The sequence below is a fragment of the Deinococcus seoulensis genome (assembly GCF_014648115.1).
GTDB classification, from domain to species: Bacteria; Deinococcota; Deinococci; order Deinococcales; family Deinococcaceae; genus Deinococcus; species Deinococcus seoulensis.
In genome coordinates this window covers 1-18,195 of record NZ_BMQM01000052.1, presented here as the reverse complement: position 1 = coordinate 18,195, position 18,195 = coordinate 1, and the positions used below count along the sequence as shown (strand labels likewise).

Genomic DNA, 18,195 nt, shown 5'->3' with positions numbered 1-18,195 from the left:
CGCCCGCCACCCCGTCGTTCCCCTTGGCGCCCGTCCCCACCGGCCACTGCAGGCTGTTCCCCGTGCCGACCTTGCTCTTCCATTCGGAGGAGACCTTGCTCAGGTAGTCGCTGAACACGAACGTCGTGCCGGACCCGTCACTGCGGCGCGCGACCGTGATGGGCAGCGGGGGAATGCTGACGCCGGGGTTCAGGGCGGCGATGGCCTTGTCGTTCCAGGTCTTGATCTTCCCGAGGTAGATGTCGGCCAGGACCTTCCCGGTGAACTTGAGGGGGGTGGTGACGCCGGGGAGGTTGTACGACGGCACGACGGCGCCGATGGCGGTGGGGACGTGAAGGAGTTTGGCGGGAGCGGCCTTGAGGGATTCGTCGCTCATGGGGTTGTCGCTGCCGGCGAAGTCGACGGTGCGTTCGGTGATCTGTTTCTGTCCGGCGCCGCTACCGACGCTCTGGTAGTTGACGGTGACGCCGGTGTCTTTCTTGTACTCGGCGAACATCTTGCTGTACAGCGGGAACGGGAAGCTCGCGCCTGCGCCCGTCACGCTACCCTGGGCGGCGGCGCTGCTGAGGCTGGCGCTGGCGGCGGTGGCAAGGGCGAGGCCCATGAGGATCGTCTTCTTCATGCCCGGATGGTGCCGCGCGCGCGTCAGTGGCATGTCAGCCGGACCTGAGAAGTCCGCAGGCCGGAATCAGGTTCGGGTCAGCTTCCGGCGGCGCAGGCCGGGCTGACGGCCGCATGCCCGGTCTGCAGTCCGCTCAGCAGGCCGGTGCGGGTCAGGACGCGCACCGCCACGACGGCGCCCCGGTGCTCGTTGGGGCCGCTCAGGAGTTCCTCGACGTGCCAGGCGCCGAACGAGTCGGTCTCGATGACGTCGTGCGCGGCGGGCGGGCGGACGTGCCAGCCGAGGGTCATCAGGACGCGCGGGCCCTGCGCGATCATGTCGGTAACGAGGCGATCCGGCAGCCGCAGCAGTCTCATGAAGTCGATCATGACCAGTCGGGCAGTTGTTTGTGTCAGGAGTGACACGGATGTCTAGGCAGCCACCTGGGCCGCCGGACGGGACGCACGGACCCCTCCCGGCGCGGCATGATGAATCCCGGTTCCAGCCATGACCACCGACCCCACCGCACCCACCACCGCCCCGGACGCCACTGAACGGGCGTGGCGACCCGTTCCGCCGCACTTCACGGCGCAGCAGCGGGCCGTGATCGAGGCCGTGCGGGACTCCGGGCGGCACCTGATGATCCGCGCGACCGCCGGAAGCGGCAAGACCACCACCCTGACCGAGGCGGCGTGGCACGCCGGGCCGCGCAGCGTGTACTTCGTGTACAACCGCCACGCGACTGCCGGGGTCGCGGGCCGCCTGCCGCCGGGCCTGAGTGCCCGCACCCTGCACGCCCACGGACTGGGCCTGCTGAGCCGCGAGCTTCCGGCAGGGCGAGGGGGGGACCGTCCGGGCGCCGGGCCGGACCTGCAACCCACCAAGACCGCGCGCCTGCTGGAGGACGCCGGGTTGCTGCCGCCCGCGCAGGCACCGGGCGACGCGGCGGCTCGGCGGGCGCTGCTGGCCGCCCTGACCCGCGCCTGGGATACCTGCCGCGAGCAGACGCTGAACCCGGCCGACCCGGACGACCTCGCGCTGCTGCTGGGCCTGAGCGGCTGGCCCTCCCCGGACGCGCACCCGCAGGTCACGCCGCCCACGCAGGCCGCCCTGGGGTCCGGCGCGACGCACCTGCTGCGCGCCGCCCTGGCCCGGCTGCCGGACCTGAGCGCCGCCGCGTACCGCCAGAAGGGCCTGATCGACCACACCGACATGCTGTGGCTGCCGCTGCACCTGAACCTGGGGCGCGGCGCGGTCCGTACGGCCCTGGTCGACGAGGCGCAGGACCTGACGCCGCTGCGGCAGGCGTTCGTGGCGCACGTGGCGGGCCTGCGTGCCCGTCAGCCGGGCCGCGTGATCCTGTGCGGCGACCCGGAACAGGCGATCTACGCGTACGCCGGCGCGGACCCGCAGGGCCTGGAACGCATGGCCCGCGAACTGGACGCGCAGGAGTGGCCGCTCAGCGTGTCGTTCCGCTGCGCGCGTGCCGTGGTGGGCGCGGCCCGCACCGTCAGCGACTTCATCACGGCCGCGCCCGGAGCGCCGCGCGGCGCGGTCGAGCACCTGAGTGCCGCCGATCTGGACGTCCGGCCCGGCGACGCGGTCCTGTGCCGCCTGAACGCGCCGCTGCTGCGGCTGGCGCTGGACCTGCTGGCGCGGGGCGTGCGGGTCCACCTGACCGGCCGGGACCTCGCCGGGCGCCTGCTGGACGTGGCGGGCGCCGCGCTGCCGCCCACCTTCACCCGCCAGCAGGCCGACGACAGCCTGAGCGCCTACCTGAACGGCCGACTGGAGAGCCTGGAGCGGGCCGAGGCGGCCGGGGACCGCCGCGCCCGCCGCGCCGCGCAGGACCTGCGGGACCTGTGCCGCTGCGCGCTGCTGCTGGCCCGCCGCGTCACCCGGCGCGGCCCGGCCCGCCACGAGGACCTGCGCGCCCTGCTGGCGCGGCTGCACGCGCCCGCCGGTGGGGAGGCCGGGGTGGTCACGCTGAGCACCGTGCACCGTGCCAAGGGCCTGGAGTGGCCGCGCGTGACGGTCCTGCACCCGGAACTGATGCCCCTGAGCGGCGGCGACCCGCAGGAGGAACGTTGTGTGCAGTTCGTGGCGTTCACCCGCGCCCGCACCACCCTGCGCCTCGCGTACGGCGCGGACGCCTGGGCGCAGGGCCTGCGCGTACCGACGGGCCGTGAACCGGAACCGGACGCCCCGACGGAGCGGCCCGCCACGCCCGCGCAGCCCGATGCACCCCGGCGGCCCGTCACGCCCAGGCAGCCGGACACGCGCCTCCCGGAGCGCCGCGCCCCGACGCCCCGCCCGCCCGCTCCGCCCGGCTGGACGCCGCCGCCCCTGACGGCCCGCACGGACGCCACGCCCACCTGGGTCGCGCCGGACGTGCCGGACCTCCCGCCGGTGGCCCCGCCCTTGGTCACCCTGGGGTCCGGGAGGCCGGAGGCGCACTCACTGCTGGGCGCCCTGCGTGCCCTGCCCGGCCCGCTGCCGGAGGCGCCGCCGCCCCTGACCCTGCCGGACGACCGGGACTGGCCGCTGCTGGGCGGCCCGGACCTGCTGAGTGCCGGGACGCTCCTGGCCCGCCTGGACGCCCTGAGCGGCGATCCGCGCGTCACGCTGCGCGACTGGGCCGCTGCGGGCCTGACCCTGCTGGCCCGCGCGGACCTGCGTGCGCCCACTGGCCCGGCCAGTCCCGATCAGCCGTCCACGGACGGTCACCTGAACCGGCGGGTGCGGGTGCACGCCGCGCACCTGCAGGCCATGGAACGCGCCGCGAACCGGGCGCGGCTGGCCGTGCCGGACTTCCGGCCCGTCCCGGCCGGGAGCGTGCGGGTGCTGGCGTTCCGGCAGGACGTGGCGCACGTGCGGCACGCGGCGCTGCTGCGGGCGGGGCCGCGCGTGGTGTCGGTCACGCTGGACGGCGAGACGCTGCGGTTTCACGCCCGGACCGGCGAGCGCGTGGACCGGCCCTTCGAACTGTACGGAACGCACCTGAGCGCCGCAGTGCTGGCTGCGTTGCGTGCAGGCACAGAATCTCATACGGACTCCGATTGAATGGCCTATAAAGCCGCTGGGTCCGAGCGCATGCGACTCTTAGAGCTGCCCCGCAGAGGAGGAGCAAAACGGAATCCGCCTCAGGGGTAACGTTACCCTCCGGTCGGGGGCGTCCGGCGTTCCCTGCGGTCAGGCCGCCGTCCGGCAGGGTCAGGGGCGGCGCCGCCGCGTCCCGCAGACTCCGGTTGAATGGCTCGTAAAGCCGCCGGGTCCGAGCGGATGCGAGCAGGAGAGCAACGGGTTCCGGGTTATCAACGAACGGGTTGTCAACGAGACAGACGGAGTCCGTATCAGGCCTGCCTGCCCGGTGGCTGTCCTGTGCCTGCCCTGTGGACTGTCTGAACGTTGGGGGTGGGGTCACCGTCCGGTCCACAGGGTGGCAGGCAACCCGGCCGGAGGCAGGCCGCCGGGGAGCGGGGGGGGCGGATGTGGAACGCGCTGCCCAGTCGGCCCGCAGGGTGTCGGTGATGCGGGCCGTGCGGTGCGGGCAGTGCGGCGCGGGCAGTGCTGGTGCGGGCGGCTGACCGGGTGCTGCGTGGGTGGGGGCTGAACGCGTTGACAGGTTTCCTGCCCCATGTTACGGTTGGGTAACCGATAACCCAACGTTGCGGACGGCCCTGCTGTCCGACCGGCACCGGCCGGTTCCACCCGCCCCTTCCCGCCCCCAGCTTCACCGGCCACCCGCCTCCCGGCAGCCCGCCCGGCCAGCGGCACACCACCCGCCCGCGCGCCGGGGGCCAGTCCCTGCCCATTCCACACCGCTGCGCCCACGCCGATGCGCCACAGACAGGAGAATCCATGAACCAGCAGGTGCTCAGCCCGCCCCGCCCCAAGGCCGCGCCCCGGCCACGCACGACCCTGCTGGCCCGCATGTGGCGCCACCGGGGCCTGTACCTGCTGCTGCTGCCGGGCCTGCTGTGGTTCGTGGTGTTCCGCTACTGGCCGCTGTGGAACGCGCAACTGGCCTTCAAGGACTTCCAGCCGACCCTGGGGGTCGAGGGCAGTCCCTGGGTGGGCTTCAAGCACTTCACGGCGTTCTTCGAGTCGTTCTACTTCTCGCAGCTCATGACCAACACCCTGATCATCAGCGGCGCGAAACTGCTGCTGGGCCTGCCCCCGGCCATCCTGCTGGCCCTGTGCATCCACGAGAGCACCCGGCGGCACCTGGCGCGCTTCACGCAGACCGTCAGTTACCTGCCGCACTTCCTGTCGTGGGTGATCGTGTTCGGCGTGCTGCTGGCCATGCTCTCACCCAGCACCGGCCTCGTGAACCGTGGCCTGGAGGCCGCCGGGCTGGAACCCATCTCGTTCCTGACCGACCCCGCCAAGTTCCGCAGCGTCGTGATCTTCAGTGACATCTGGAAGGAGACCGGCTGGAGCGCCATCCTGTTCCTGGCCGCCCTGATCGGCATCAACCCCGCCCTGTACGAGGCCGCCGAGGTCGACGGCGCCAGCCGCCTGCAACGCGTGCGGCACATCTCGCTGCCCGGCATGCTGGACGTGATCGTGCTGGTCACGCTGCTGCGCCTGGGGCACATCCTGGACGCCGGATTCGGTCAGATCTTCGTGCTGTACTCGCTGCCCGTGTACTCGGTCGCGGACGTGATCGACACCTGGGTCTACCGCCAGGGCATCCAGAACTTCCAGTTCTCACTGGCGACCGCCGTGGGTCTGTTCAAGGGCCTGATCGGCCTGCTGATGATCCTGACCGCCAACCGCGTCGCGCGGCGCTTCAGCGGCCAGGGCCTGTACTGAAACCTGTCCCGAATCCCCCCACACCCGACCCGAGGGAGCCCCCATGACCCGACGCCTGCGAACCCCCGACGACCGCCGCTTCGACCTGCTGGTCAACATCTTCCTGCTGACCGTGCTGGCCGTCACCCTGATCCCGCTGCTGTACGTGGTGACCGTCTCGGTCACGCCGCTGGGCCGCAGCGCCAGCCTGCTGCTGCCCGCCTGGGACTGGTCGTTCAACGCCTACGCCGAACTGCTCAAGCAGCCCGCCATCCTGCGCGCCGGACTGAACAGCGTGCTGATCACCGTCAGCGGCGTGCTGATCAGCATGATCCTGACCGTCTGCACCGCCTACCCGCTGTCGCGCCCGGACCTGCCGGGCCGCAAGTTCCTGACCGGCGTGATCCTGTTCACGTTCCTGTTCAACGCCGGACTGATCCCGCTGTACCTGGTGGTGCGCGACCTGCACCTGCTGAACACCTACTGGGCGCTGCTGCTGCACGGCGCGGTCAGCGTGTACAACCTGTTCGTCATGAAGAACTTCTTCCAGAACCTGCCCGACAGCCTAGAGGAAGCCGCCAAGATCGACGGCGCCAGCGAACTGCAGGTGCTGTGGCACATCGTCCTGCCGCTCTCCCGGCCGATCCTGCTGACCATCGGGCTGTTCTACGCCGTCACGCAGTGGAACTCGTTCTTCGAACCGATCCTGTTCCTGTCCAACCGGGACATGATGCCGCTCCCGGTCGTGCTGCGCGACATCCTGACCGGCCTGAACTCCGCCGATTACGTCGAGTCGGCCGCGACCACCACCGCCCCGCCCGAGGGCCTGAAGATGGCGGCCGTCGTCCTGACCACCATTCCCATGCTGCTGATCTACCCCTGGATTCAGCGGTACTTCACGTCCGGCACCCTCAGCGGCGGCGTCAAGGAATAACGCCCGCACCCGCCACACGCTGCCCGCCCCCCCGTCCCCCTCCCGGAGGTTCCCCATGAACGCACGTACCCGCACCGCCCGCCCCCTGCTGACCCGCCCCCTGCTGACCCTGACCGCCGACCTGCTCGCCGCCCCCGCCGCGCACGCCCAGACAGACGTCAGCGCCGCGCTGTTCGCCGCGAACCCCGAAGCGTCCGCGCCGGGCGCCAACTGGGAAACGTACGACCTGCTGCGCAGCAAACTGGGCATCGACCTGAAATTCACCATGCTGCCCGCCGGAGCGGACGGCGACAACAAACTCGGCTCGCTGGCCGCCGCCAACGACCTGCCGGACGTGTTCGAGATCCGCAACCGCAGCCTGTTCTACAAACTGGTCGAACAGGGCCAGCTGGCACCCGTCAGCAGCCTGCTGCCCCTGATGCCCGGCCGCACCAAGGACCGCTACTCGGACCGTAAACGCAACGCGCTCGTCACGGTCGACGGCACCATGTACGGCCTGCAGGACCCGGTCACGCTCAGCCGCCAGTACGGGATCATGGTCCGCCAGGACTGGCTGGACAAACTGAACCTGAAAGCCCCCACCACCCTCGACGAGTTCCTGGTGGTCGCCAAGGCCCTGACCGAACGCGACCCGGACGGCAACGGCCGCAAGGACACCTACGGGTACTGCGGCGTGATCGACTTCGACACCTCCGGCATCCTGCCGGGCCTGGGCCTGGGCAACCACTTCCAGTGGGTGTACGCCGCGTACGGCGTGAGCGGCAACTGGAACTACCGCAGCGGCACGTCCTTCGCCGCGAACCTCCGCAACCCCGCGTACCGGCAGGCCACGGACTTCATCCGCCGCATGGCCGAAGCGAAAGTCCTGGACCCCGACTGGGCCACCATGAAACGCAGCGACCTGCGTAACCGCTGGCAGCAGGGCAAGTGCGGCATGTTCTTCGAGAGTGTCGGCGGCCTGAACGCCGGGTTCGCGAACTTCGACGCAAACAACCCCAAGGGCGAACTGCGCTTCATCACGCCGCCCAAAGGACCGCGCGGCCAGAAAGGCATGGGCACCTACGCCAACGCCGGCACCCTGCTGGTCGTGTCCAGCAAGGCCCTCAAGGCCGGGAAAGGCCCCGCCATCGCCAAGTTCCTGGAATGGGCCAACAGCGGCGAAGGGTACTACCAGCTGGGCTTCGGCAAGAAAGGCGTGGACTACACCCTGAAAGCCGGCATTCCGACCGTCTCGACCACCAACGTGAACGCCCGCATGACCAACACCCAGATGCGCTGGATCGCCCTGAACGGCAAGACGAACGAACTCAAGGGCCGCTACGGCCTGATCAAGGCCAAGGACGGCCGCACCCTGAACGCCTACACCCTGCTGATGGACGCCCACAAGAACGGCTGGATCGACCGGACCGGCGACATGCTGGTGCCCGCCGCGCCCAACCAGGCCGACATCGAACGCTACGTGTCCGAGAGCATCGTGCAGTTCGCGCTGGGTCAGCGTCCCCTGAACGACGCGAACTGGACGGCCTTCCAGAACGGCCTGAAAGGCATCAACTTCGACGCCTACGAACGCGAGGCCGGACTGACCCTCAAGAAGGCCGGATTCATCAAGTAACACGAACTCCGATTGAATGGACTGTAAAGGCCATTCAATCCGAGCGGATGCGAGTAGGAGAAAAAAGGGTTCCGGACGTGGAGTTGGCAATCCGGCGAAGTTCCGGGTTGTTAACGAAACAAACGGAATCCGTATAACACGGACTCCGATTGAATGGGCCGCAAAACCTCTTCAATCCGGGCAGAGCGAGTGGGAGCAGGGCGCCGCTCCGTGTCATCCCTGAGGCTGTCAACGACACGGGCGGCGCCACCCCACCCCCCGGCTGCACCGCCCCCTTCTGCCCCGCGCTGCCAGACTGGCCGCGTCCCGGCACCCCGGAAAGGAACCCCTGCACCCCATGGCCAAAGGCGACACCGTCCAGCTGGACGTTCATGAATTCCGCGACCCGGACACCGGCGCGCCCGTCACGCGCCTGACCCCGCCGGACGTGGTCTGCCACCGCAACTACTTCTACCAGAAGTGCTTTACCGCCGACGGGAACGGCCTGCTGTTCGGCGCGGGCCTGGGCAGCCGCACTCCTGGCGAGTGGAACACCTTCCTGCTGGACCTGCCCGGCCGCACGGCGCGGCAACTGACCGAGGGGCCGGGCGACAACACCTTCGGGTGTTTCCTGTCCCCGGACGACCGGTCCGCGTTCGTGATGCGCGGCGGGCGCGACCTGCTGCGCGTGAACCTGCGGACCCTGCGCGAGGACGTGGTGTACAGCGTGCCGGACGGGTACGTGGGGTACGGCACCTGGGTCGCGAACAGCGCCTGCACCCGCATGGTCGGGATCGAGGTCGTGGACGGCGACCTGCTGCCCCTGACCAGCTGGGCCGGATTTCACGAGCAGTTCCTGCGGCCCCCCCGCTGCCGCCTGATCGTGATCGACCTGAGCAGCGGCGAGCGGCGCGTGATCCGCGAGGAACGCCGCTGGCTGGGCCACCCCATCTACCGCCCGCACCACGACCAGACCGTCGCGTACTGCCACGAGGGACCGCACGACCTGATCGACGCCCGCATGTGGCTGATCGACGAGGACGGCCGGAACAACCGGCAGGTGAAGGAGCAGGAGCCCGGCGAGAGCTGCACGCACGAGTTCTGGGTGCCGGACGGTTCCCGCCTGATCTACGTGTCGTACCGGCGCGGCCAGCAGGACCGGTTCATCTGCGCGGCCGACCCGGTCACGCTGCGCAACGAGGTCCTGATGACCATGCCGCCCTGCTCGCACCTGATGAGCAACGAACGCGGCACGCTCCTGGTCGGGGACGGGTCCGGCACGCCCGCCGACGTGGCCGACCCCGGCGAGCACCAGGTGCAGAACGACCCGTTCCTGTACCTGTTCGACCTGGAGGGCCGTCAGACCACCCGCCTGGCCGGGCATCACAGTTCCTGGGAGGTGCGGTACGGCAGCCGTCAGGTGACGCACCCGCACCCGTCGTTCACGCCGGACGAACGGCAGGTGCTGTTCACCAGCGACATGCACGGCGAACCGGCGCTGTACCTCGTGGACCTGCCCGGCACGTAGCAGCGCACGCCGTAATACGGACTCCGATTGAATGGGCTGCAAAGCCGCTGGGTCCGAGCGAAGCGAGTAGGAGCTTGGCGGGTTCCGGACGTGGAGTTGACGACCCGGTGTCGTTCCGGGTTGTCAACGAAACAAACGGAATCCGTGTAACGCCGCACCGAGTCACCGTACATGAGGGCGCCAGATGCTTCCGGTCTGGCGCCCTTGGTGTTGTGTGGATGCACGGCGCGGCGCGGATTGCTGCGGCGTCATACAGTGGTTCTAACCTTCAAGTGATGTGGCCTGGAATACTATTCACTTTGCAAAATAGTTTCAAGATTCAGAGCAATTCAGTCGGCCATCCGTGACCCGCCACGGCGGCGGGACCACCAGACCGGAAGAACCCCCGGACCCCACCCAGGACCGGACCAGGAGGAGCGCAGCCAAGCGATGAACCAGAACCCCACCAACGACCCGGCCGCCGCCGCCGCCGCCCAGCGCCTGGGCGAGCAGATGAAAGGCCTGCACCGCTACGTGTCCGGACAGCTGATGCGCGCCATGCAGGACCAGTTGCAGGGCGACGACATGAGCTTCTCGCAGATGACGGCCCTGCATCAGCTGCGCGCCCACGCCGCCCTGAGCATCGGCGGACTGGCCGACCTGACCGGCCTGAGCCTCCCGGCCGCCAGTCACCTGATCGACCGCCTCGTGCAGCGCGGGTTCGTCGAACGCCGCGAGAACCCGGACGACCGCCGCGCCAAACTGCTGGCCCTCACAGGAGACGGGCACGCCTTCCTGGACAGCATGGACCGCCGCTTCAACGAGACGTACCAGCAGGTGTTCGGACGCGTCAGCCGCCACGTGATCGAAGCGGCCGCCGACAACGTGGCCGCCGTCATGGCCGAACTGCACGCCCAGGACGCCCGGCACGCGTCCCCCTGCGCCCGCACCTCACCTTCCCCGGAGAACCCCGAATGACCCACGCCCAGCAGGCCCCAGAGGGCCGCATCGATTACGCCGAGACGCTGGACTTCCCGACCAAGCGCCTGATCCTGATCGGGACGCTGCTCGGCCTGTTCCTCAGCGCCCTCGACCAGACCATCGTCTCGACCGCGCTGCCGCGCATCACCCAGGAACTCGAGGGACTGTCCCTGTACTCCTGGGTGACGACCGCCTACCTGCTCGCCAGCACCGCCATGGTGCCCATCTACGGGAAACTCTCGGACATCTACGGCCGCAAGCCCGTGCTGATGTTCGGGATCGTGGTGTTCCTGCTGGGCAGCGCCCTGTGCGGCATGGCCGGCGAACCGTTCCTGAACAACGTGTTCGGCAGCGGCATGATGCAACTCGTGGTCTTCCGCGGCATTCAGGGCTTCGGCGCGGCCGCCCTGACCAGCGTGGCGTTCGCGATCATCGCTGACATCTTCGCGCCCGCCGAGCGCGGCAAGTACCAGGGTCTGTTCGGCGCGGTCTTCGGCCTGAGCAGCGTGATCGGGCCGCTGCTGGGCGGCTTCCTGACCGACAACGTCTCGTGGCGCTGGGTGTTCTACGTGAACCTGCCCATCGGTCTGGTGGCGCTGGCGTTCATCTTCACGAAGATGCCCCGACTCGCCAGCGGCCTGAAACCCAAGATCGACTACCTGGGCGCGCTGCTGATCATCGTGTTCAGCGTGCCGCTGCTGCTGGCCCTGACCTTCGGCGCGGACGGCACGTACGCCTGGACCAGCCCCACCGTGCTGGGTCTGTTCGCCACCAGCGTCGTGTCCCTGATCCTGTTCCTGTTCGTCGAGTCCCGCCACGAGAGCCCCATCCTGCCGCTGAGCCTGTTCAAGAACCCTACCTTCGCGTGGGGCGTCCTGGCCCGCTTCTTCATCGGCGCGGCGTTCCTGGGCGCGATCCTGTTCCTGAGCCTGTACCTCGTGAACGTGCAGGGCGTGTCCGCCACGGCCGCCGGGACCGCCACGATCCCCCTGACCATGGGCCTGATCGCCGGCGCGATCGGCAGCGGCCAGCTGGCCTCCCGCCTGGGGTACTACAAGACCATGATCATCATCGGCCTGCTGCTGATGATGGGCGGCTTCGGGCTGCTCAGCACCCTGAGCGCCGACACGCCGTACCTGCGCGTGGTGCTGTACATGGTCGTGCTGGGCCTGGGCCTGGGTCCCGCCCTGCCGCTGTTCAACCTCGCCATCCAGAACGCCGTGAAACCCTGGGAGATCGGCGTGGCCACCAGCAGCGGGCAGTTCTTCCAGCAGTTCGGGAGTGTCATCGGGACCGCCGTGTTCGGCGCGATCCTGACCGCCATGCTGCCCACGCAGATCAGCCGGCAGCTGGAACCCGTCAAGGCCGACGCGCCCCCCGCCATCCGCGCGCAACTCGACGCCCTGAGCGGCGGCACCGGCGGCGCCAGCGAGAGCCGCAGCCCGCAGGCCAGCTTCGACGCGGCCGCCGTGAAGGCCACCACCGCCGACGGCATCCGCAAGGGCTTCGACGGCGTGCTGACCGCCGTGACCGGCGCCGTGAACACCGGCAACATCGCCGCCGTGCAGGCCGTCGCCACCAACCCGCAGTTCCCGGCCGAGCTGGGCACCCAGCTGAAGAACATTCCCGCCGAGGCCATCGCCACCCCGCAGGGCCGCGAGGCGGTCATCGCGCAGATCAAGGCGGGCCTGGACACCGCGCAGGCCGACGCGATCACGCAGGCCGACACCACCCTGGACAAGGTGGGCCGCGCCATCAAGGTCGCGTTCGCCACGACCGTCAGCCGCATCTACCTCGTGAGCATCCTCGTGGCGTTCCTGGCGCTGCTGGCCGCGCTGCCCATGCCGAACCTGCGCCTGCCCCGCAAGGGCGAGGGCAAGGGCGAATCCGGCGGCCTCGCCTCGCTGGAAGGCTGATACGGACTCCGATTGAATGGCTTATGAAGCCGCTGGGTCCGAGCGGAGCGAGTAGGAGCTGGGCGGGTTCCGATCTGTTAACGAAATAAACGGAACCCGTATGAGCAGGCCCCACCCAAGCAGCAGAGGCCCGGACAGCGCGTCCGGGCCTCTCTTTCCTGTCTCCTCCTGCCCATTCCCTCCTGCCTACCGCTCCTGCCTGCGCCCTCCGAAGGCGGCCACGCCCACGCCCGCCGCGAGCAGCACCGCCATGCCGGTCAGGGCCAGCGGGTCGGGCACGTGACCGAAGATCAGCAGGCCCAGCAGCGCCGCCCACACGAGTTGCAGGTACGAGATGGGCGCCAGGAACGAGGCGGGCGCCTCGCGGAACGCCAGCGTGAACAGCAGGTGCCCCACGCCGCCCGTCACGCCCAGGCTCAGGAACAGTGCGGCGCGCAGGGGTGTCAGGGGCGGGCCGTGCAGGAACCACGGCAGCATCAGCCCGAAGCACAGCGTGCCGATCAGGGCGCTGGAGTACAGCAGGTTCACGGGGCGTTCCGTGCCGCCCAGCACCCGCGACAGCAGCTGGTACGCGGCGTTCGAGCAGGCGGCCAGCAGCGCCAGCGTCACGCCCAGCGGGTCGAGGTTCCCGCCGGGCCGTGCGATCAGCAGCACGCCCGCGAAGCCCGCCAGGACGCCCGCGCCGCGCAGCCACCCGACCCGTTCGCGCAGCAGCGGCTGGGCCAGCAGGACGACCAGCAGCGGCGCCGCGAACGACAGGGCGGTCGCCTCGGCCAGCGGCAGGCGTTGCAGCGCGGAGTTCATCAGCAGGGTCAGCAGCACCAGCGTCATGGAGCGGGCCGCGACCAGCCAGGGGCGCTGCGTGACCAGCATGGACCGCCCGCGTGACGGTGCCAGCAGGGCCGTCATCAGCAGCAGCTGCACCGCGTACCGGACGCTGGCGACCAGCGGCACCGGGTACTCGGCGGTCAGGTGCTTGACCGTGGCGTCCAGGCACGCGAACAGCAGCAGCGCGCCCGCCAGCAGCGCCGCGCCGCGCAGGGGCCGGGAGGCGCGCGTGGCGGGCGTCAGGGTGGCCGTCACAGCGGGCCGCGCAGGTGGGGTGATCCGGGGGTGGTCGGGCGTGCGGGGCGGGGCGGGCGCGGGGCAGGACTCGGCATCTGGGTTCACGATACCCCCGGCGCGGGCGGGCCGTGACCGCAGGGCAGGACAGGGCGGGACAGGGCAGCGGCGCGGCAGGGACCGTCCGGTGAACTGCTCTATGCTGCCGGGCGTATGGCGACCGACCCCATGAACCCGCTGATCGTGCAGGCGGACCGCAGCGTCTTCCTGGAGGCGTTCAACCCGCGCGCCGACGAGGCCCGCGCGGCCATCGCGCCGTTCGCGGAACTCGTCAGCAGCCCCGAGCACCTGCACACGTACCGCGTGACCCCGCTGTCGCTGTGGAACGCCGCGAGCACCGGCATGACCGCCGACGCCATGCTGGGCGCCCTGGAAGGACACGCGAAATTCCCGCTGCCGGGGAACGTCGTGACCGACATCCGCGAACTGGTGGGCCGCTGGGGCCGCCTGACCCTGGACCGCTTCGACGAGGCGTTGATCCTGTCCGCCGCGCCCGGCGACGGCCCGCTGCTGAGCGAACTGGCCCGCCACAAGGCCGTGGGGCCGCTGCTGCGCGAACGCATGAGCGACGTGGTGTACACCGTGGACGCCGGAGCGCGCGGGGAACTCAAACGCGCCCTGATGGACGCCGGGTGGCCCGTCGACGACCACGCCGGGTACGCGCCGGGCGCACCGTTCGCCGTGAATCTCGCGCCGGACCTGACCGTGCGCGACTACCAGCGGGAGGCGGCGCAGGCGTTCTACCAGAGCGGCAGCGACACCGGCGGGTCCGGCGTGGTCGTCCTCGCGCCCGGCGCGGGCAAGACGGTGGTCGGCATGGTCGCCATGAGCCTGGTGGGGCAGCGGACGCTGGTGCTGACCACCAACCGCACCAGCGTGAACCAGTGGCAACGCGAACTGCTCGCCAAGACGGACCTGACCCCGGACGACGTGCAGGAGTACGCGCCGGGCCGCCCCGCCGGGCGGGAACTGGCGCCCGTGACACTGTGCACGTACCAGATGCTCACGCACCGCCGCCCCGGAGCGCCCGCCGGGGAGGAGTATCCGCACATGAGCCTGATCGGCGCGGCCGAGTGGGGCCTGATCATCTACGACGAGGTTCACCTGCTGCCCGCCCCGGTGTTCCGCCTGACGGCCGGCGTGCAGGCCCGCCGCCGCCTGGGCCTGACCGCCACCCTGGTCCGCGAGGACGGCCGCGAGGGCGACGTGTTCGCCCTGATCGGCCCGAAACGCTACGACCAGCCCTGGAAGACCCTCGAAGCGCAGGGCTGGATCGCGGCCGCCGCCTGCGCCGAGGTCAGGTTGCGTCTCCCGGCGGACGAGCGGCCCGCGTACGCCGCCGCGCCCGACCGGCAGAAGCACCGGCTGGCCGCCGTGAACCCCGCCAAGCGCGCCGCGCTGCGCGCCGTCCTGGCCCGCCACCCGGACGTGCCGACCCTGGTGATCGGCGCGTACCTGGACCAGCTGGACCTGATGGCCGCCGACCTGGAGGCGCCGCTGATCACCGGGAAGACCCCGCAGCGCGAGCGCGAGCGGCTGTTCCAGGCGTTCCGCGAGGGGAGGCTGCGCACGCTGCTGCTCTCGAAGGTCGGGAATTTCGCGCTGGACCTCCCGGACGCCGAGGTGCTCGTGCAGGTGTCCGGCGCGTTCGGGTCCCGGCAGGAGGAAGCGCAGCGGCTCGGGCGGCTGCTGCGGCCCAAGGCCGACGGGCGCGGCGCGCACTTCTACTCGCTGGTGACCCGCGAGACCATCGAGGAGGACTACGCGCACCACCGGCAACTGTTCCTCGCGGAGCAGGGCTACACGTACGACATCATCGACGAGAGCGAACTGTAAGCGCCGGGCGTGCATTGACACGGCGCCGTTCCATGCGCAGGATGCACGTACCTCATGACCGACCAGACTCCCAAACGACGCGGGCGGCCCCCCAAGGCTCGCCCTGAAGAGACCCCCGCGCCCGCCGCGCCCGCACCAGCCAGAAAGGCGCGCGCGAAGGCCGCCCCGGCCCTGCCGGAACCGACCTTCATACCCGAACGCCTGACCGTCCACGCGGGCCTGATCCTGCTGGAAGTGCAGGACCCGGCCGACCTGGACGCCCTGCTGAGCGACACGCGGCTGAGCCCGCACGTCGCCGAGCGGCTCGCGCCGACCTTCGCGCTGCTGCGCCCCGGCACGGACGCCGCTGCGCTGGACGCCCTGCGCCGCGCCGGGCACACGCCCCGCGTGAACGGAGGCCAGCCGTGAGTGGCGGGGCCGACCAGGGACCGTTCACGAAAGCCAACGCGAAGGTCGCGATGGACGCCGTGGCGGGCCTGGAGGAACGCAAGGCCCAGGACTTCGACGATTCCATCAGCCGCCTGCCTCGCCCGTACCAGCAACGGATCGCGGCCCGGTACAGCGGCGAGAAGATCGGCAGTGGCGCCCGCGCGGCCGAGGTGATCGGTCAGGTGCGCAGCAGCCCGGAACGGCTGCGGAAACTGGTGGCGAGCCTGAGCGTCATGGAACGCGCCGCACTGAACGAGGTGGCCCGGCAGGGCGGATTCATGGACGGCTGGGACCTGCACGTCTTCCTGCGACTGCGGGATTTGCGCGGCGACCCGCGCGTGTTCGGCAGTCCGAAGGGCAGGGTCGGGGACTTCTCGGTGTCGGAATTCACCGGGGCCGCCGCGCTGTGGGAACTGCTGACGGGCGGTCTGCTGCTGCCCGAGGCGCTCCCGAACGTCTGGATGCAGTCGTACTACAGCCAGTTCGAACCGCTGGGACGGCTGCCCAGCCGCGTCCTGCTCGACCCGCGCCTGAGGCCCCTGCTGCCGCCGGAACCCGCCCCGCCCATCACGGCCCCCCCGACCGAGGTGCCAGCCGCGCCCGGCCAGACGGACCTGACGCCCCTGCGGCTGCTGGAGGTGCTGCGCGGCGTGCGCCTGCACCCGCTGGCCGTCACGAAGACCGGCACGATCAGCCGCGCGTCCCTGAAGAACCTTGCCAGGAGCGTCACGGCCGTGGACGACCTGGAAGGCTGGGTGATCGCGGCCCTGAACCTGGGCCTGATGATCCGCGAGGGCGACCGCGTGACGGTCACCGCGCAGGCCGAGCGGCACCTGACGACCCTCGACCCGGCGCGGCTGCGCGCCGTTCTGAGCGGCCCGGGCGGGCACGTCCAGCCGGAAGACGCCCGCGCGTCCTTCAACTCGGTCACGGTCGTGCGGCGACTGCTGGGCGCCGTGCTGCGCGCCCTGCCGCACGCGACCACGCAGGCCGAGGTGATCCGCCTGACCCGGCTGGTCACGCCGCCGGAACTGCTGGGTTCCCGGCCCGGCCAATCGGCCCGGCCCGACGCGCTGGACCGGTGGGTGGCCGTCGCGCTGCGCGGCCAGCTCAGCACGGCCGGGCTGGTGCACGTCAGCGGCGAGGGACCGGAATCGGCCGTCACGCCCGCGCACCTCATGACCCCGCCCGCCCCGTCCGGCCCGGCCTGGATCCTGCAACCGAACTTCGACCTGCTGGTGTACCCCGCCAACCTCACGCCGCAGCAGTGGCCGCTGCTGGCCGCCGCCGAGGCCGTGCGCTTCGACGGGCAGACCGCCTCGTACCGCCTGACCCGCCAGAGCGTGTACGCCGCGCTGGAAAGCGGCCTGAACCTCCCGGACCTGCTGACCGGCTTGCAGGCCGGGTCCGCCACGCCCCTCGCGCCGGGCGTGCAGCGCAGCCTGGAAGACTGGGCGGCGCGCCGCGACCGCCTGACCCTGCACCGCGCGGCCACGCTGCTGGAGTACCCCACCCCCGCCGAACGGGCGGCCGCCCTGAAGAAACTCGGCGGCACCCCGGTCGGCGAGCGGTTCCTGCTGCCCCCGGACACCAACTTCAAACTGCCGTCCGGCACGCCCGTCCTGCTGGCCGACGCGCCGCCCACCGCGACCTTCTCGTTCAACCCGGACGGCTCCTTCCGCGCCGACGGCAGCGTGGACCTGCACGCCCGCGGAATGCTGCGCGGCCGCGTGACCACCCGCCCGGACGGCCGCCTGGAACTGCGCCCCACCCCGCCCGGCGCTCTGCCCGCATCGTTCCTGCCGGACCTGGAGGCGCGCGTCAAGGGCCGCCTGCCCGGCGCGTTGCGGCTGCAACTGGGCGTCTGGAGCGGGCAGACGCCGCCGCCGTCCCTGGCGAGCGTGGCGCTGCTGTCCCACCCGCAGGCCGCCGCGCTGGCCGCACACCCGCGCCTGAAAGGCCTGATCGGCCCGGTCATCGGCCCGAACCTGTTCACGGTGGACGCCGCGAACGTGGACGCCGTGCGCCGCGCCCTGGACACCCTGGGCCTGAGCCCCACCACCGACCTGGCCGTCCCGGAGAACCCCTCGGCAGAACTGACCATCATGGACGACACCCGCCAGAAACGCGCCTTCCTGGAACGCGCCATCGAGGCCGGGCAACGCGTACTGGTGCAGTACAACGTCGAGAAGTACGTCGGCTGGTCCGGGCAGCCCAGCGCCGGGCGCAGCGTCCTGGAAGAACTCGAACCCCTCAGCATCGAGCGGGGCAGCGGGAACACCCCGTACCTGAACGCCCGGCTGGTCGGCGAACCCGGCAAGGGCCGGGGCGCGCAGGCGTCCAGGGACCGGCACATCCGCATTCAGTACGTGACCGGCATGGCCCTGCGCTGATACGGACTCCGATTGAATGGCTTATAGAGCATTTGTCATAATAAGGCTATGAAACGAGTCGGCGCACGCGGATACGGGCTAGACCTGA

The 18,195-nt window shown here is 70.8% G+C and carries 13 protein-coding genes; 10 read left to right on the top strand and 3 right to left on the bottom strand.

The genetic code is table 11. From position 1 onward, the window contains the following. Positions 1 to 622: phosphate ABC transporter substrate-binding protein PstS (gene pstS, locus IEY70_RS19960; RefSeq protein ID WP_189066783.1), on the bottom strand; the 622-nt coding region annotated here is incomplete at its 3' end. A 77-nt stretch (positions 623 to 699) separates the two neighbouring features. Continuing rightward, a complete protein-coding gene (locus IEY70_RS19955) occupies positions 700 to 978 on the bottom strand; it encodes a hypothetical protein (protein WP_189066782.1) in 279 nt (92 codons plus the stop codon). A 130-nt stretch (positions 979 to 1,108) separates the two neighbouring features. Here IEY70_RS19955 and IEY70_RS19950 point away from each other — a divergent pair, with 130 nt between their 5' ends. The 7 genes from IEY70_RS19950 to IEY70_RS19920 all read left to right on the top strand — a co-directional run bounded on the left by IEY70_RS19950 (position 1,109) and on the right by IEY70_RS19920 (position 12,327). Then, positions 1,109 to 3,664: a UvrD-helicase domain-containing protein gene (locus tag IEY70_RS19950; RefSeq protein ID WP_189066781.1), complete on the top strand. Its 2,556-nt coding sequence runs from the start codon at positions 1,109 to 1,111 to the stop codon at positions 3,662 to 3,664. A gap of 798 nt (positions 3,665 to 4,462) precedes the next feature. Beyond that, positions 4,463 to 5,419: an ABC transporter permease gene (locus tag IEY70_RS19945; protein ID WP_189066780.1), complete on the top strand. Its 957-nt coding sequence runs from the start codon at positions 4,463 to 4,465 to the stop codon at positions 5,417 to 5,419. Between the two features lie 43 nt (positions 5,420 to 5,462). Then, the gene (locus IEY70_RS19940; protein ID WP_189066779.1) at positions 5,463 to 6,332 is read left to right on the top strand and encodes a carbohydrate ABC transporter permease; all 870 of its coding nucleotides are present in this window, start codon (positions 5,463 to 5,465) and stop codon (positions 6,330 to 6,332) included. Positions 6,333 to 6,387: 55 nt separating this feature from the next. After that, positions 6,388 to 7,944: an extracellular solute-binding protein gene (locus IEY70_RS19935; protein ID WP_189066778.1), complete on the top strand. Its 1,557-nt coding sequence runs from the start codon at positions 6,388 to 6,390 to the stop codon at positions 7,942 to 7,944. Positions 7,945 to 8,281: 337 nt separating this feature from the next. Further along, on the top strand, positions 8,282 to 9,451 hold the full coding sequence (locus IEY70_RS19930; protein ID WP_189066777.1) for an oligogalacturonate lyase family protein: 1,170 nt from the start codon (positions 8,282 to 8,284) through the stop codon (positions 9,449 to 9,451). Between the two features lie 429 nt (positions 9,452 to 9,880). Next, positions 9,881 to 10,408 carry a MarR family winged helix-turn-helix transcriptional regulator gene (locus tag IEY70_RS19925; RefSeq protein ID WP_189066776.1) on the top strand — a complete coding sequence of 176 codons (528 nt, stop codon included), beginning with the start codon at positions 9,881 to 9,883 and terminating at the stop codon, positions 10,406 to 10,408. After that, positions 10,405 to 12,327: an MDR family MFS transporter gene (locus tag IEY70_RS19920; RefSeq protein ID WP_189066775.1), complete on the top strand. Its 1,923-nt coding sequence runs from the start codon at positions 10,405 to 10,407 to the stop codon at positions 12,325 to 12,327. The genes IEY70_RS19925 and IEY70_RS19920 overlap by 4 nt, the downstream gene beginning before the upstream one ends. Positions 12,328 to 12,513: 186 nt before the next feature. On the opposite strand, the gene IEY70_RS19915 is transcribed toward IEY70_RS19920, so the two are convergent. Then, entirely contained in the window at positions 12,514 to 13,497 is a 984-nt protein-coding gene (locus IEY70_RS19915; RefSeq protein ID WP_229778108.1) for a DMT family transporter, read from the bottom strand. Positions 13,498 to 13,602: 105 nt separating this feature from the next. On the opposite strand from IEY70_RS19915, the gene IEY70_RS19910 reads away from it, so the two are divergent. From IEY70_RS19910 to IEY70_RS19900, 3 genes are read left to right on the top strand one after another with little or no spacing between them, the layout of a single operon-like run. Next, positions 13,603 to 15,285 (top strand): DNA repair helicase XPB, encoded by a 1,683-nt coding sequence (locus IEY70_RS19910; RefSeq protein WP_189066774.1) that lies wholly within the window; start codon positions 13,603 to 13,605, stop codon positions 15,283 to 15,285. A gap of 54 nt (positions 15,286 to 15,339) precedes the next feature. Then, entirely contained in the window at positions 15,340 to 15,693 is a 354-nt protein-coding gene (locus IEY70_RS19905; protein WP_189066773.1) for a hypothetical protein, read from the top strand. Beyond that, positions 15,690 to 18,107 (top strand): helicase-associated domain-containing protein, encoded by a 2,418-nt coding sequence (locus IEY70_RS19900; RefSeq protein ID WP_189066772.1) that lies wholly within the window; start codon positions 15,690 to 15,692, stop codon positions 18,105 to 18,107. Before IEY70_RS19905 ends, IEY70_RS19900 begins: the two co-directional genes overlap by 4 nt. Positions 18,108 to 18,195 lie beyond the last annotated feature (88 nt).

Excerpts from the sequence above, each read along its gene's own strand:
- IEY70_RS19905 (WP_189066773.1), top strand. The coding sequence starts at position 15,340 with ATGACCGACCAGACTCCCAAACGACGCGGGCGGCCCCCCAAGGCTCGC.
- IEY70_RS19940 (WP_189066779.1), top strand. The coding sequence starts at position 5,463 with ATGACCCGACGCCTGCGAACCCCCGACGACCGCCGCTTCGACCTGCTG.
- IEY70_RS19945 (WP_189066780.1), top strand. The coding sequence starts at position 4,463 with ATGAACCAGCAGGTGCTCAGCCCGCCCCGCCCCAAGGCCGCGCCCCGG.
- IEY70_RS19920 (WP_189066775.1), top strand. The coding sequence starts at position 10,405 with ATGACCCACGCCCAGCAGGCCCCAGAGGGCCGCATCGATTACGCCGAG.
- IEY70_RS19955 (WP_189066782.1), bottom strand. The coding sequence starts at position 978 with ATGAGACTGCTGCGGCTGCCGGATCGCCTCGTTACCGACATGATCGCG.
- IEY70_RS19935 (WP_189066778.1), top strand. The coding sequence starts at position 6,388 with ATGAACGCACGTACCCGCACCGCCCGCCCCCTGCTGACCCGCCCCCTG.
- IEY70_RS19910 (WP_189066774.1), top strand. The coding sequence starts at position 13,603 with ATGGCGACCGACCCCATGAACCCGCTGATCGTGCAGGCGGACCGCAGC.
- IEY70_RS19930 (WP_189066777.1), top strand. The coding sequence starts at position 8,282 with ATGGCCAAAGGCGACACCGTCCAGCTGGACGTTCATGAATTCCGCGAC.
- IEY70_RS19950 (WP_189066781.1), top strand. The coding sequence starts at position 1,109 with ATGACCACCGACCCCACCGCACCCACCACCGCCCCGGACGCCACTGAA.
- IEY70_RS19925 (WP_189066776.1), top strand. The coding sequence starts at position 9,881 with ATGAACCAGAACCCCACCAACGACCCGGCCGCCGCCGCCGCCGCCCAG.